This window comes from Nonomuraea spiralis, from assembly GCF_014648435.1.
Classification (GTDB): Bacteria; Actinomycetota; Actinomycetes; order Streptosporangiales; family Streptosporangiaceae; genus Nonomuraea; species Nonomuraea spiralis.
The window spans coordinates 287,548-301,794 of the sequence record NZ_BMRC01000005.1; the positions used below are offsets into that span (position 1 = coordinate 287,548).

Annotated in this window: 12 protein-coding genes; 3 read left to right on the plus strand and 9 right to left on the minus strand. The window is 72.8% G+C overall.

What is annotated here, in order from left to right; genetic code table 11:
* Positions 1–22 precede the first annotated feature (22 nt).
* Both IEZ27_RS14385 and IEZ27_RS14390 read left to right on the plus strand, forming a co-directional pair.
* Complete coding sequence (locus IEZ27_RS14385; protein WP_189647882.1) at positions 23–685, plus strand: response regulator transcription factor; 663 nt, start codon at positions 23–25, stop codon at positions 683–685.
* Positions 682–1,803, plus strand: coding sequence for a sensor histidine kinase (locus tag IEZ27_RS14390; protein ID WP_189647634.1), 1,122 nt, complete (start codon positions 682–684; stop codon positions 1,801–1,803). The genes IEZ27_RS14385 and IEZ27_RS14390 overlap by 4 nt, the downstream gene beginning before the upstream one ends.
* 24 nt (positions 1,804–1,827) lie before the next feature.
* Here the strand turns inward: IEZ27_RS14390 and IEZ27_RS14395 are convergent, their stop codons facing one another.
* From IEZ27_RS14395 to IEZ27_RS14420, 6 genes are all read right to left on the minus strand, one after another.
* Positions 1,828–2,784, minus strand: a complete 957-nt coding sequence (locus IEZ27_RS14395; protein WP_189647635.1) for a hypothetical protein — start codon at positions 2,782–2,784, stop codon at positions 1,828–1,830.
* A gap of 68 nt (positions 2,785–2,852) precedes the next feature.
* A complete protein-coding gene (locus IEZ27_RS14400) occupies positions 2,853–3,413 on the minus strand; it encodes an RNA polymerase sigma factor (protein ID WP_189647636.1) in 561 nt (186 codons plus the stop codon).
* A gap of 118 nt (positions 3,414–3,531) precedes the next feature.
* Entirely contained in the window at positions 3,532–7,137 is a 3,606-nt protein-coding gene (locus IEZ27_RS14405; protein WP_229824014.1) for a WD40 repeat domain-containing serine/threonine protein kinase, read from the minus strand.
* 58 nt (positions 7,138–7,195) lie between these two features.
* Positions 7,196–8,041, minus strand: coding sequence for an alpha/beta fold hydrolase (locus IEZ27_RS14410; RefSeq protein ID WP_189647638.1), 846 nt, complete (start codon positions 8,039–8,041; stop codon positions 7,196–7,198).
* Positions 8,041–8,988 (minus strand): VOC family protein, encoded by a 948-nt coding sequence (locus IEZ27_RS14415; RefSeq protein WP_189647639.1) that lies wholly within the window; start codon positions 8,986–8,988, stop codon positions 8,041–8,043. The genes IEZ27_RS14410 and IEZ27_RS14415 overlap by 1 nt, the downstream gene beginning before the upstream one ends.
* Before the next feature lie 45 nt (positions 8,989–9,033).
* Complete coding sequence (locus tag IEZ27_RS14420) at positions 9,034–10,578, minus strand: bifunctional 3-(3-hydroxy-phenyl)propionate/3-hydroxycinnamic acid hydroxylase (protein ID WP_189647640.1); 1,545 nt, start codon at positions 10,576–10,578, stop codon at positions 9,034–9,036.
* Between the two features lie 183 nt (positions 10,579–10,761).
* Between IEZ27_RS14420 and IEZ27_RS14425 the strand changes: the two genes are divergently transcribed.
* Positions 10,762–11,475: a TetR/AcrR family transcriptional regulator gene (locus IEZ27_RS14425; protein WP_229823974.1), complete on the plus strand. Its 714-nt coding sequence runs from the start codon at positions 10,762–10,764 to the stop codon at positions 11,473–11,475.
* Here IEZ27_RS14425 and dmpG read toward each other — a convergent pair.
* Genes dmpG through IEZ27_RS14440 form a run of 3 tightly spaced genes read right to left on the minus strand, consistent with a single transcriptional unit; the run spans position 11,438 to position 14,228 of the window.
* Positions 11,438–12,463 (minus strand): 4-hydroxy-2-oxovalerate aldolase, encoded by a 1,026-nt coding sequence (gene dmpG, locus IEZ27_RS14430; protein WP_189647642.1) that lies wholly within the window; start codon positions 12,461–12,463, stop codon positions 11,438–11,440. The two genes, IEZ27_RS14425 and dmpG, sit on opposite strands and share 38 nt — an antisense overlap.
* Positions 12,463–13,407, minus strand: coding sequence for an acetaldehyde dehydrogenase (acetylating) (locus IEZ27_RS14435; protein WP_189647643.1), 945 nt, complete (start codon positions 13,405–13,407; stop codon positions 12,463–12,465). Before IEZ27_RS14435 ends, dmpG begins: the two co-directional genes overlap by 1 nt.
* On the minus strand, positions 13,404–14,228 hold the full coding sequence (locus tag IEZ27_RS14440) for a 2-keto-4-pentenoate hydratase (RefSeq protein WP_189647644.1): 825 nt from the start codon (positions 14,226–14,228) through the stop codon (positions 13,404–13,406). Before IEZ27_RS14440 ends, IEZ27_RS14435 begins: the two co-directional genes overlap by 4 nt.
* Positions 14,229–14,247 lie beyond the last annotated feature (19 nt).

The following is a 14,247-nucleotide window of genomic DNA, read 5'->3' on the forward strand; positions in this document are numbered from 1 at the left end:
CGACCACCGGCGGTGGGCGGCGGTGAGAGTCCTCGTCGCCGAGGACTTCGAGATCCTCGCCCGCTCGGTCGGCACCGGCCTGCGCCGCGAGGGCATGGCCGTCGACGTCGTCCTGGACGGCACCACCGCCCTCGAACGCCTGGCCGTCACCCGCTACGACGTGGTGATCCTCGACCGCGACCTGCCCGGCGTCCACGGGGACGAGATCTGCCGGCGGCTCGCGTACGGCCGCCACGAGACCCGCGTGCTGATGCTCACCGCGTCCGGCACGATCGAGGACCGCGTCGACGGGCTCAGCCTCGGCGCCGACGACTACCTGCCCAAGCCCTTCGCGTTCGCCGAACTCGTCGCCCGCGTCCGTGCCCTGGCCCGCCGCGCCACCCCGCCGCTGCCGCCCACTCTGGCGTACGCGGACCTCACGCTCGATCCGGCCCGCCGGGCAGCGTTCCGGGCCGGTCGGCGCCTTGAGCTGAGCCCCCGGGAGTTCGCCCTGCTCGAATGCCTGCTCGCGATGCCCGGCGTGGTCGTCTCCGCCGAGGAGCTGCTCGAACGTGTCTGGGACGAGGCCACCGATCCGTTCAGCAGCGCCGTCAAGCACACCGTGCACCGGTTGCGGGCCAAACTCGGCGACCCGCCCGTGATCGAGACCGTCCGCGAAGGCGGCTACCGCCTCGGAGCGTCATGACCGCCCGGCCGTCGTCCGGCAGGTCCCTGCGGAAGCGGCTCGCGCTGGCGTACGCGGCGGCCGTCTACGCCGCCGGGGTGTTCGTGCTGGTCCTCGTCGACGTCCCGCTGGCCTCCGTACGGGTCTCCGCGCCCGTGGGCGGCCCCTCGCCGGGCGCGGTCAGCGAGAACGGGCCCGGCGTCGGGGTGCCCCAGCTTCTCCTGGGATCGGCGGTCGCGCTGGTCGTGCTGGTGCCCGTCGCGCTGGCCCTCGGCTGGTACGTCGCCGGCCGCTTCCTGCGCCCGCTGCGCGCCATCACCGCCACTGCCAAGGTCATCTCCACCGGCGACCTCCACCGGCGCCTCGACCTCGGCGAGCCCACGGACGAGCTGACCGAGCTCGGCCACACCCTCGACGACCTGTTCGCCCGCCTGCAGGCGTCCTTCGACGCCCAGCGCCACTTCGTCGCCAACGTCTCCCACGAGCTGCGCACCCCGCTGGCCGGCCTGCGTACGCTGCTCGAAGTCGCCCTCGCCGACCCCGGCGCGGACGCCGCCACGCTGCGCTCGGCCTGCCAGGAGGCCTTGGCTCTCGGCGGACACCAGGAACGGCTCGTCGAAGCCCTGCTCGCCCTGGCCACCAGCGAGCGCGGCCTCACCCGCCGCGACCGCCTCGACCTCGCCCACGTCGCCGGAGACGTGCTGGCCACGCGCCGCGACCAGGCCAAGGAGGCAGGGGTCGAGCTCGCCGCGGACCTGTCGCCCGCGACCATCGCGGGCGACCCGGGGCTGGTCGAAAGCCTCGTCGCCAACCTCGTCGACAACGCCGTCCGCCACAACCACGCGGACGGGCACGTACGGGTCACCACCCGGGGCACCGGCGCGCACGCGGTCCTCACGGTCGCCAACAGCGGGCCCGTCATCCCGGGCGACCAGATCGGGCGCCTGTTCCAGCCCTTCCAGAAACTGGCGCCCGATCGCCACGGCCTGGGCGGCGGCTACGGTCTCGGCCTCGCGATCGTCAACGCCGTCGCGCAGGCCCACCACGCCGCCCTCACCACCGTCGCACCCCCGGAAGGCGGCCTGTCCGTCACCGTACGGTTCGCCGAACACGCCGCCCGCCGATCGTCAGCTCCTTGATCACCGCGGGGGACCCGAGAAGGGTCAGTCCTTGATGACCGCGTCCCGGGGGCCGCCGTAGACGGGGTTCTTGTCCAGCCGATCCTCCGTCACCAGCAGCCGGATCACCCCCTTGGCGTTCTCCTCCGCCTCCCAGACGACCCAGCTGTCACCGACGGGCTCCTTCTGCGTCCGGTCGATGCCGTACCCTCCGGGGTTGCCGGGCGGGACGGAGATGATGGCGAAGATCACCTTCTTGCCGCGCCGCTTCAGCTCGGGCAGCACCTCGCCGACGGTCTTCTCGTCCACCCGCAGCCCCTCCAGCGAGCGGCCCTTGTCGGTCGCGGCACGGAACTCCGGCTCGATCTGCCTCGGCGTGGGCGCGGGCACCGGCTCGCAGGGCGCCACCGGCCCCTCGTACAGGATCGTGCTGGTCCCGCCGCCCTTGCCGCTGATGGTCCAGACGAACGTCTGATCCGGGCCGAACAGCTTGCTGTTGATACGCATCTGCCAGCCCTCGGACTCGCCGGGGATGTTCTCCGGCAGGCTGTAGAGGCCGCGGGGGATGTTCTCCACGGGCGTGCCGCGCGGCTCCCGGCACGTCATGCCCTTGGCCACGTGGTCCACCCGCGCGGGGACTCCCAGCTCCTTCAGCCGCCTCTCCAGCCCGGCGGCGTCGTCGAAGTCGCGGATCTGGATCGTCACCATCCCGTCGTCCAGGTTGACGGCGTACGAGCTGGGCACGCCGTCCTTCAGCACGATCGGGGCCACCACCACGCCCGCGGCGAGCGCGGCCGAGGCGGCCAGGCCGATCAGCACCCGCCTCGGCCGGAACCGCCGGCCCCCGGACGCCATGCCCCGGTCCAGCGCCGTGCCCGGCTCCTCGGCGGTGATCGAGGCCAGCAGCGCCCGCGCCCCCGCGCCGGACGGCTCGCCTCCCTGCTCCCCGGGGGCGACCCGGGCCAGCGGCCTGATCGCCTCGATCTCGTCTACGTTCCTCACCGGACTCCTCACCGGACCTTCAGTGGCGTTCTTCGGGGCGTTCTTCGGGGTGTTCTCGGGGGTGTCGCTCACAGGGCCTCTCGCAGCGGTCGTTCGGCCGGGACCAGCCGGCTCTCCGCGGTGATGTCCACGCCCGCCGCGGCCAGCGCGCGCGACAGGCGTTTGCGGGCCCGGTGCAGCCTGATGCGTACGGCGTTGCGGGACAACCCCAGCGCCCTGGCGATCTCCTCGCGCTCCAGCCCCTCCCAGGCGACCAGGGACAACAACTCCCGGTCGTCGTCGGGCAGGCCCCTGAACGCGCGGCCGATCGCGTCCAGCTCGACCTGGGTGTCGGGGGAGTGGCCGTACAGGTCGGCCAGTTCGGCGTCGAGTTCGGCCGTGCGCACCCGGCGGCGGTTGTCGCCCCGGAAATGGTTGGCCAGGACCTTGCGCGCCACGCCGTACAACCAGAGCGTGGCCTCCTCGCCCTCCGGCAGCTCGTCCACCCGGCGCCAGGCGACGGTGAACGTCTCCGCCACCACGTCGGCGGCGTCCTGCGGGGAGTCGCAGCGGCGCGCCGCGTAGGCCGTGATCTGGCCGTAGGTCCGGTTGTAGGCGGCCTCGAACCTGGCCCGCCGCTCGTCATCCACGGGCGGTTCCCATGGTGGGTCTCCTCATCGAATCAATTACTCGGACACCCCTGCCTATGTACGCACCCGGCCCATCATTTCCGACTGTTTGCCACAATGACCGTCCGTCAGTGACCGATTACGGACAGACCTTCCGGTAAGGGGCCTCGGTCACGTACGCCCGCCACTCGGCCGGCGTCAGCGGCGCGCCCGACCGCGCGCAGATCGCGGCGGCCATCTTCGCGGGCTCCACCGGACGCTCGTGCGGCAGGCCGGCCCGGTCGACGGTCGTCACCGCCGTCCCGTCGGCGGAGAACGCCAGCGCGCTGACGCCGCCCACGTCGCCGTCGCGCAGGAGGCCGAGGGGTGTGCCGGTCGCCAGGTCGAGCAGCTGGACCCGGCCGGACTTCGTGCCGACCGCGATCACGTTCTCGCGCGGCGACATGGTCGCGTCACCGACGAGTTCGCCACCCTGACCCACCTGGCCGGCACGGCGGCGGCCGGCCATGTCGAACGCGGTCACCCGGCCGCGCCCGTCCACGACCGCCACCGAGGAGCCGTCATGGGAGAACACGAAGTCGATGACGGTGGAGTCCTGGCCGCTCATGCCGAACGGCGCGCCGAGCTGCCTGCCCGTCGTCGCGTCGAGCAGCCGCAGGTCGTGACCGGGCGTGTCGGCCGACTTCGTGCCGGCGACCGCGAGGGTCCGGCCGTCGGGGGCGAACCTGACGCCGCTGACGTTGGTGAACCGTACCGACCACAGGGCGCGGCGGGTCTTCCAGTCCCACACGGCCAGCCTCCGCTCGTCGGCGTCGCCATCGGCGGCGTACTGCACGGCGGCCAGGCGGGCGCCGCCGGGGGCGAAGGCCAGCAGGTCGGTCGCCTGCGGCCGGCCCGCGAGGTCCGGACGCCACTGCGCCAGCGGGCGGCGGGTGGCGACGTCGATGACGACGATCCCGCCGGGGGCGCCCACGGCGGCCAGGCGGCTGTCAGGACTGAACGCGGCGGCCGTAGCGGCCCCGGAGCCGCCCCCGGCCACCTTGACCACAGGCCGCATCCCACCCCCACCGCCCGCCTTGTCCGCTGTGCCCGCCTTGTTCTCCTTGTTCGCAGGCCGGTCGCCGGTGTAGACGGTGCCGTCCTCGCCCACGGCGAGCAGATGGCGGGCGTCCGGGCTCAGCTCGGGTTGCCCCCACGGCGTCGCGTCCGCCGCCTTGACCGGCAGGTCGGCCAGGTCCACGGTGAGCACGCGGTCCTCGCTCAGGTACCGCATCCCGCTCCCGTCGAACCCCACCTGCGGGGCCTGTGAGCCGTTGTCGGCGCCGGTGGGCAGGGTGATCGTGGTGAGATGCTCGTCGAAGGCCCGCCACACCTGGATCTGCGACTCGGTCACCGAGGCGAACAGCCGGCCGTCCGGGCTGACGGTGAGCTCGCCGCGGTTCCACGGCATGACGCCGGTCTGCAGAGTGAGGTCCCGGGAACGGCCGCCCTTCACCGGCGTCGCGGTCAGGTCGTCCCGGGTCTCCTCGATCAGGTCGCCGCCGCCGGCCGTGACGGCCAGGGGAGCCCGGCAGTCGCAGGCGGCGGCGGGCGGCTGGGCCTGCTCCAGGCGCAGGCCCGGCAGGCCACGCCGCTCCACCCGGCCGTGCGCGCCGCCGCCGCGCACGTAGATCGCATCGCCGGCCGCCGTCATGGCGCCGTCGTAGGCGGAGATGGCCTTGCGGGTGCCGCGTTCGAGGTCCCAGACGTGGTCGTGCCGGTGGCCGTCGCCGTCGGTGTAGGTGGTCATCACGTAACGGTCGACGGTGCCGTACCGGCCGTAGAGCTGCACGTCGCGGGCCATCGGCAGGGACCGTACGACCCGGCCGGCGCCCGGCCGCCACACCACGAGCCGCCTGGACGTGGTGAGCAGCAGGTCCCGGCCGCTGGGCGACAGGGCGGCGGCCACCGGCGACTCGCCCTTGAGACCGAGCTTCGCGACGCCGCCCGCCCGCCTGCCGGTACGCAGGTCCCACAACCTGATCGCGTCGCCGCCCACGCTGGCCAGGATCCGGCCGTCGCGGCTCAGCGCGCGTACGGTGTCGGCGGCCCCCGCCGGATCCCTGAACACAGCCACCTCGCGCTGCGCGAGCGCGGTCGTCAGCGCCGCGCGCGCCTGCGCCGACCCAGCCAGCCGCCACGCGGCCACGCTGAGCTGCATCGCCGTCCGCGGGTCGGTGTACCGTAACGTGCCCGCGACCTGCGCCAGCCGCGCCCCCTCGGCCCGGTCACGCTGCGCCGCCACCGCGTCGGCCCGCTCGTCGGCCAGCACACTCTGCTGGACGGCCAGCCCTCCTGCGACCAGCGAGATCACCAGCAGCCCGGCCAGGCTGAGCGTGACCAGCCGGTTGCGCCTGGCCCTGCCCCTGGCGAGCCGGGCGCCCGCGTCCAGGAAGTCCCGTTCGAGGGGGGACAGGGTGATGTTGCGGCGCTCGGTGGCCGCCCACCGCAGCGCGCTGTCCAGGCTCTGGCCCTGGAACAGGTCGCCGTCCCTGCGCCCGGTCTGGTGCCAGCGCCTGGCGGCGGTCAGGATCTCCCGGTGGGCGGCCAGGCCGTCCTTGTTCGCCTCGATCCAGCGGCGATAGCGCGGCCAGGCGTGCGGCAGGGCGGGCCGCGACAACCACACCTCCTCGCCGTCGCGGCCGAGCAGGTAGCCGAAGACGTCCATGATCCGGGCCACGGCCGCCGACTCCCGCGCCGGCCTGCCCTCGGTCAGCTCCGAGAGGGCGGCCCGGCGTACGGTCAGCTCGTCGCGCTCGCCGATGGTCACCAGCCGCAGGAAGACCTCGGCGGCCAGCTCGCGCTCGTCGCGGGTGAGCATCCCGTACGCCTGCTCGGCCAGTGTGCCGAGCCCCGGGTCGTCGGCGGTTCCTGTCATGCCGGCCGCCTGCCCGCTGCCCTGGGCCAGCAGATGGGCGGTGTCGAGCCCGCTCTCGGCGCTGACCAGGGCCAGCAGGAGCTGCCTGGCGGTGGGCCGCCGTGCCGGGTCCTTGTCCAGCGCGACGCCCACCAGCGGGCGCATCGAGCCGGGCAGCACGCCGAGGTCGGGGTTGGCCGACAACACGCGGTGCATGACGCCGCCCAGGCTCTCGGCCTCGAACGGGTCGGCGCCGGTCGCGGCGTACAACATGATGCCGCCCCAGGCGAAGACGTCGGCGGGCATCCCCGCCCGCTGCCCGGTGAACACCTCCGGCGCCATGTACGTCGGCGTGCCGGTGACCAGCCCGGTCTCGGTCAGCGACATCTCCGCCGTCCGCGCGATCCCGAAGTCGATGACGCGCGGGCCGTCCGGGCCGAGCAGCACGTTGTCGGGCTTCAGGTCGCGGTGGACCACCCCGGCGTCGTGGATCGCGGTCAGCGCGGTCGCCACCGCGGTGGCGAGCCGGTGCAGGTCGGCGCCGCCGAACCGGCGGCCCTCGGAGACGGCCTTGCGCAGGCTCGGGCCCTCGACGTACTCGCTGACGATGTACGGCCGGGGCCCGTCCAGCACGGCCTCGACGACGGGGGCGGTGCAGAACGCGGCCACCCGCCGCGCCGCGGTCACCTCCCTGGCGAGCTGGCGCGCCTGGTCGCCGTGCAGGACCTTGACGGCCACCCGCCGGCCGTCCTCGGCGTAGGCCTCGTAGACCACGCCCTGCCCGCCCGCGCCGAGCCGCCCGGCGAGCCAGTAACCCCCGAGGCGCTGCGGGTCGCCCTCGATCAACATGTCCACGGCGGGTTGGATGCACACTTTCCCGGGAAAGTTGCGCACCGCCCGCCTGGGGTCAGTTGTTCGCGATGAAGTCGGCGACCAGCCGGTTGAACTCGTCGGCGTGCTCGATCATCGCCCAGTGCCCGCACCGGTTGAGCAGCACCAGCCGGCTGTGCGGGATGTTGGCCAGCAGGTACAGCGAGGTCTCGAACGACACCACGCGGTCGTCGCGGCCGTGGATGAGCAGCGTCGGCACCTGGATCCCCGGCAGCAGCTCCGGCCTGACCCACTTCGGCAGCGGGGCGCCCTTCGGCAGGCCGTCCACGTAGTTGCGCAGGTGGTCGGGGCGGGCGAGCGCGGCGTCCGAACGCGCCTGGCACAGTTCGGGGGTGGCGAACCGCGCCTTGTCGTAGACCATGATCTCGACAAGCCTGCGCATGTTCTCCGGGCTCGCGTCCCGGTAGGCCTCGATCAGCACCTTCAGCCCCTCGGACGGGCCGTCGCCGGCGCCGAAGAGCGTGGGGATCCGGCCGACCGGCGGTCCCATGGTGATCAGGTGCGAGATCCGGCCGGGGTGCTCGGTGGCCAGCCGCAGGGAGGTCTGGCCGCCCATCGAGTTGCCGACGAACGCGGCCTTCTCGATGCCGAGGGCGTCCAGGAACTGGATCACCGCCTCCACGTGGTCGAGCCGGTCGACGGTCGCCGGGTCCGACTCGCCCCAGCCGGGCATGTCGACGGCGTAGACGTGGAAGTGATCGGCCAGCGCCTCGATGTTGCCGGCGAAGTTGCTCCATCCGGTCGCGCCCGGTCCGCTGCCGTGCAGCAGCACGACCGGATGGCCGGAGCCCGCCTCGTAGTAGCGCAGCTTCCAGTCCGCCGTCTGCACCGTGCGCGCGATGTCCTTGGCGTCGAGCGTCATCAGTTGGCCTCCTCGTTCGGCGCGGGCTCGTTCGGCGCCGGCGCGGCGGCCAGCAGGCCGGCGACGACGCCCGGCGGGCGGTGGCCCCAGCTGTGCAGCTTGTCGAGCGTCTTCACCTCCCACGTCTCGTCGTCGATGATCAGTCCGCCCCAGCCGTACTCGACGCTGAAGCCCGAGGGGGTGAAGACGTAGAAGCTGAACATGTGGTCGTTCGGATGCATGCCGAGCGTCATCTCGAACGGCCGCTTGGCGTCCATGCACCGGTCGTAGGCCAGGCCGACGTCGCGGATGTCGGTCACCTCGGCCATGAAGTGGTGGGTCTTCTTCGGCGAGGGCAGGTCGCCGAAGGCCACGGTGTGGTGGCGGCCGTTGCAGTGCAGGAAGATCAGGTCGGCGACCACCCCCGGGGCCAGCTCCTCGACGATGACGTCGCTGATCTTGAAGCCGAGCAGGTCGACGTAGAAGTGCAGGTACGTCTCCCGCGCGACACCGTGCGCCAGGAGGACCTGGTGGCCCGCGCCGCCGGCGCCCGTCACGAACCCGCCGAGCAGTTTCTCGGACTCGAACGGCGTCGCGGCGTCGGCCAGCCCGGTGACCAGCTCGACCCGGTTGCCCATGGGGTCGGTGGTGATGAAGATCCGCTCCACCTTGCGGGCGGCGGCGAGGGCCGCGTCGCCCTGCGCGACCTCGACCCCGGCCGCGCGAACCTTCTCCACCAGCGCGTCGAGCGCGGCGGCGTCCGAGACCTCGTAGCCGGTGGCGGCCAGGTCGTCGGCGGGCCCGCCGGTGACGATCCAGCGGTGGGCCTTCTCGTCGGTACGCAGGGTGAACCCGCCGTCGATCTTCTCCCCGAACTGCATGCCCAGCAGCTCGACGGCGAAGTGCTCCCAGTCGGCGAGGTCGCCGACCTCGTAGACGACGTAACCGAGCTCCTTGACTCCGGACATCTCTCTTCTCCTTCTCGGGTGACGCGGGTGACGCGGGTGACGGATTCAGGCGGGCACGGCGAGGCCGCTGACGTCGGCCGCGGCGACGAACTTGTCGGGACGGACCGCCACGGCGCGGGCGCCGTACCGGCGCAGCCACGGCAGGAGCACCTCGTCGAGGTCCACCAGCTCCTCCGGCCCCCGCGTGTACGCCGTCTTCGGCCGTACGGCGAGGTAGCGGGCGCCGAGCGCGTCCCAGCCGGCCTTCTCCGCAGCCGTCAGCAGGGTCGCGGGGTCGACGTCGTCGCCGAGCAGCACGAAGCCGTCGCCGAGGAGGTCGTCCAGGCGCGCCATCCGGCCCGCGGTGTCACCGGCGATCGGCTGCGGGACCATCCGGCCGACGATGCTGGTGTCGCCCAGCGGCCCCCTGATCCAGCCGCCCTCCAGCACCGGCGGCGCGGTCAGCGGCGGCTCGTACGGGGTGACCGTGTTCTCGGGGACCGCGTTCATCGCGGCCTGCTCCTCCTCCGACAGCTCCTGCTTGATGACCCGTCCGAGCTGGACCGCGAGACCGGTGTAGAAGGCGGTGTTCGGCCGCCGTTCGGCCTCGTAGGTGTCCAGCCAGCTCTCCGGCAGCTCGCCCTTGAGCACGCGGGCGAGCTTCCAGCCCAGGTTGTGGGCGTCGCGCATCCCGGACTGCATCCCGGCCCCGGCCCACGGCGGCATCAGGTGGGCCGCGTCCCCGGCCAGGAACACCCGGTCCTTGCGCCAGGTGTCGCCCATCCGGACGTGGTGCTTGTAGAAGGCGTGCCGGTGGATCTCGACGTCGTCCTCGGTGACGCCGAGCGCCTTGAGCAGCGGCCAGACCTCGACGCTGGTCGGGTAGTCCGCGGGGGACTCGTCGGGCTTGAGCGGGATCTCCCAGCGGTGGTTGCCGGCGGAGAGCGCGATGTCGACGACCGGCCGCTCCTTGTCCGACCAGAAGGTCAGGAAGTCCCGGTCGGGCCACCAGCGCTTGACGCGGCAGTCGATGACCACCCACGTGACGTCGTTGGTGTCGCCCAGCAGGCGGCAGCCCACCTCGTTCCGGATCGTGCTGGTGCCGCCGTCGGCGCCGATCGCGTACCGGGCGCGGGTGGTGCGGGTCCGGCCGGTCTCGGTGTCCGTCGAGGTGACGGTGACGCCGTCGGCGTCCTGGTCGATGCCGGTGACCTCGGCGCCGTAGTGGACGGTGACGCGGTCGCGGTGCTCCTGCGCGGCCGCGCGCAGCTCGGCCTCCATCGTCGGCTGGTAGATGTTGTAGAAGCGCGCCTTACGGCCCAGCGTGGAGGGCGGGTGCTCGATCCGCATGATCTCCGTGCCGCCGTACGTGATCCAGCGCAGGGCCCGCTGGGGGTCGATCTTCTTCTCGATCCGCTCGTCGATGCCGAGGTCCTGGAAGATCCGCATCGTCCAGTCGTTGACGGTCACGGCCCGGGCCCGGGGATAGATGTCCCGGTCCCGTTCCAGGGCGACGGCGGAGACGCCGTACCTGGCGAGGGTGAGCGCGGCGATCACGCCGGTCGGGCCGTACCCGACGATCGCGACGTCCGCGTCGTAGCTGTCGGTCATGCGCTGACTCCGTTCTCGACCGCACGCCTCGATGCGGCACTTTTGGACCAAACGTTCGGTCCAATTGTGAGGAGACTAACAATGACCTGCGGCAACGTGTCAAGAGCTGGGCCGAACGAGTTCCGCACATCACGGCCGGACCGCTGGACGAGTCGCCCCTCCGGGGTCCCTAGACTTCGGCAGGTGGAGAAGTCCGCGCAGGAGGCGCACAACGTGAACAGCCGCGGCCGGCGGTCCCGGCAGGAGATCCTCGACGCGGCCGCCCGGGTGATGTCCGTACGCGGCTACGCCGGCACGTCGATCTCGACGCTCGTGAAGGAGACGGGCCTGCCGAAGAGCGCCTTCTACCACCACTTCGAGTCCAAGGCGGGGCTGTTGTCCGCCGTCATGGCCCAGGGGGCGAAGGGCTTCTTCGACGCCATGCGCGAGGCCCACCGCGACCCGCCGGCGGGCGGCACCCCCCGCGAGCGGCTGGGCTGGTACCTGCGGAAGACCGGCGAGGTCTTCGTGCACCGGGAGGAGTTCCTGCGCCTGCTGCTGGTGCTGGTGATGAGCAACGAGGCCGCCGAGGCCCCGGAAGCGACGCTGACCGTGAGCGAGGTCCGCGGCGAGGGGCGCGACCACATGCGGCACATGATCCGCTCGTCGTTCGCCGGCGAGGGCGAGGACGCCGCGAACGCGGTCGCCGACGCCCTCGCCCACTTCGGCATGGCCGGGTTCGACGGCGCCTTCGTCTCGCTCCAGTCCGGCGACGGCAAGCCGATCTCGGAGTTCATGGAGCAGCTCGCCGACGCCATGGTGGCGATCGGCGAGGCGCTGATCGCCGCCCGCCGGGGCGCCGGCGAGCCGGGCGAGCCGGTCAGGCGGGCTGCTTCTCCCGCTCGGCGACGAGCGTGAGGGCGATGTCGACGATCATGTCCTCCTGCCCGCCGACCAGCCGGCGGCGGCCGCACTCCATCAGGATGTCGCGCACGTCCACGCCGTACCGCGCGGCGGCGCTCTCCGCGTGCCGCAGGAACGACGAGTAGACCCCGGCGTACCCCAGGGTCAGGGTCTCCCGGTCCACCCGCACCGGACGGTCCTGCAACGGCCGGACGATGTCGTCGGCGGCGTCCTGGAGCTGGAACAGGTCGCAGCGGTGCTCGAAGTCCGAGTGGTCGGCGACCGCGATGAACGCCTCCAGCGGGCAGTTGCCCGCGCCCGCGCCGTGACCGGCCAGCGACGCGTCGACCCGGTAGACGCCGTTCTCGACCGCGACGACGGAGTTGGCCACCGACAGCGACAGGTTCTCGTGGGCGTGGATGCCGATCTCGGTCCCGGCGTCGAGGACCTCGCGGTACGCGCGCACCCGCGCGGCCACGTCGTTCATCGTGAGCCGGCCGCCGGAGTCGGTGACGTAGACGCAGTGGGCGCCGTACGACTCCATGAGCTTGGCCTGCCGGGCCAGCTCCTCCGGCGGGGCCATGTGGGAGAGCATCAGGAACCCGGACACGTCCATGCCGATCTCCCGCGCCGCGGCGATGTGCTGCGCGGAGATGTCGGCCTCGGTGCAGTGCGTGGCGACCCGGACGGAACGCACGCCGAGGTCGTGGGCGCGCTTCAGCTCGTCGACGGTGCCGACGCCCGGCAGCAGCAACGTGGTGAGACGGGCGTTCACCAGCACCGACGCCGCCGCCTCGATCCACTCCCAGTCCGTGTGCGACCCGGGACCGTAGTTGAGCGACCCTCCGGCCAGGCCGTCGCCGTGCGCGACCTCGATCGCGTCGACGCCGGCCCGGTCGAGCGCCGTGACGATGCGCTTGACGTCCTCCGGAGTCATCCGATGGCGTACGGCGTGCATGCCGTCGCGCAGCGTGACGTCCTGGACGAAGATCGGAGTACCCATCAAAGGCCCGCCTTCCGTGCCGCGATGCGCTCCGCGACCCGCAGGGCGGCGGAGGTCATGATGTCGAGATTGCCGGCGTAGGCCGGGAGGTAGTGCGCGGCGCCCTCGACCTCGAGGAAGACCGACACCTGGTGGGTGGGCCGGGCGGCGCCGGCGGCCAGCAGCGTCCCGACCGGCTGGTCGGCGGGGATCTCGGTGATCTGCACCTGCTGCTTGAGCCGGTAGCCGGGGACGTACGCGGCCACGTCGGCGACCATCTTCTCGACCGACCGGCGGATCTCCTCGTGCGCGGCCGGGTCCGGAGCCGCGACCAGGCACAGGACCGTGTCCCGCATGATCAGCGGTGGGTCGGCGGGGTTGAGGATGATGATCGCCTTGCCGCGGCGGGCCCCGCCGATCTGCTCGATGGCGGCCGAGGTGGTCTCGGTGAACTCGTCGATGTTGGCCCGGGTGCCCGGACCGGCCGACTTGGACGCGATCGAGGCGACGATCTCGGCGTACTCGACGGGCACCACCCGGCCGACGGCGGCGACGATCGGGATCGTGGCCTGCCCGCCGCAGGTGACCATGTTCACGTCGGGCGCGTCGAGGTGCTCGTCGAGGTTCACGGCGGGGACGACGTAGGGCCCGATCGCGGCCGGGGTCAGGTCGATCAGCCGCTTCCCGAACGGCAGCAGCTTCGCGGCGTTCACCTCGTGCGCCTTGGCCGAGGTCGCGTCGAAGACGATCCCGATCTCGCCGAAGTCCGGCAGCGCGATCAGCCCGTCCACACCCTCGTGCGTCGTGCGGACGCCGAACCGGGCGGCGCGGGCCAGGCCGTCCGACTCCGGGTCGATGCCGACCATGGCCCCCATCTCCAGGTGGCGCGCCCCGCGCATCACCTTGATCATCAGGTCGGTGCCGATGTTGCCCGACCCGATGATCGCGACCTTCGTCCTGCTCATTCTGCTGCTCCTTCGGTGAAGCGGACCGTCACCGTGCCGAGGCCGGACAGGGTGGCGGTGACGGTGTCCCCGGCGGCGACCGGCCGCATCGGGCCGAGCGCGCCGGACAGGACGACCTGCCCCGCGCGCAGCGGCTCGCCGAGGTCGCGGGCCATGCGGGCCAGCCACACGACCGCCTCGATCGGGTCGCCCAGACAGGCCGCGCCGGTCCCCGCGGAGACCTCCTCGCCGTCCACGCTCATCGACATCACGACGTCCACCGGCTCGAACTCGCCGAGCGTGCGGCGTTCCGTCCCGAGCACGTACGCGCCCGAGGAGGCGTTGTCGGCGACCGTGTCGCCGAAGCTGATGTCCCAGCCGGCGATCCGGCTGCCGCAGATCTCCAGCGCGGCGACGCCGTACGCGATCGCGTCCCGGACCTGCGGGGCGTCCAGCGGGCCGTCGGCGAGGTCGGCGCCGAGCACGAACGCGATCTCCGCCTCCGCCCGCGGCTGGAGGATCCGCCCGACCGGGATCGTGTCCCCGTCGGCGTAGGCCATGTCGTCGAACAGCACGCCGAGGTCCGGCTGGTCGACACCGAGCTGCCGCTGCACCGCCTCCGAGGTCAGGCCGATCTTGCGGCCGGCGATCCGGGCTCCGGCGGCGAGGCGGGACCCGGTGAGCGCGGCCTGGACGGCGTACGCGGCGGCCAGGTCGTCCCGGCCGATCAGGTCCCGTACGGGGGCGCACGGCACGCCGGACGCGGCCGCGCCGGCAAGCCGCTCGACCGCGGCGGCTATGTCGGACGGGCTCGCGGCGGCCGATCCGATGGTTTCGTTCATACCCCCACTGTGCAGGCAG

Bases quoted from the DNA above. Each gene is read 5' to 3' on its own strand.
- IEZ27_RS14390 (WP_189647634.1), top strand. From the start codon at position 682: ATGACCGCCCGGCCGTCGTCCGGCAGGTCCCTGCGGAAGCGGCTCGCG.
- IEZ27_RS14405 (WP_229824014.1), bottom strand. From the start codon at position 7,137: ATGTTGATCGAGGGCGACCCGCAGCGCCTCGGGGGTTACTGGCTCGCC.
- IEZ27_RS14410 (WP_189647638.1), bottom strand. From the start codon at position 8,041: ATGACGCTCGACGCCAAGGACATCGCGCGCACGGTGCAGACGGCGGAC.
- IEZ27_RS14415 (WP_189647639.1), bottom strand. From the start codon at position 8,988: ATGTCCGGAGTCAAGGAGCTCGGTTACGTCGTCTACGAGGTCGGCGAC.
- IEZ27_RS14420 (WP_189647640.1), bottom strand. From the start codon at position 10,578: ATGACCGACAGCTACGACGCGGACGTCGCGATCGTCGGGTACGGCCCG.
- dmpG (WP_189647642.1), bottom strand. From the start codon at position 12,463: ATGGGTACTCCGATCTTCGTCCAGGACGTCACGCTGCGCGACGGCATG.
- IEZ27_RS14435 (WP_189647643.1), bottom strand. From the start codon at position 13,407: ATGAGCAGGACGAAGGTCGCGATCATCGGGTCGGGCAACATCGGCACC.
- IEZ27_RS14440 (WP_189647644.1), bottom strand. From the start codon at position 14,228: ATGAACGAAACCATCGGATCGGCCGCCGCGAGCCCGTCCGACATAGCC.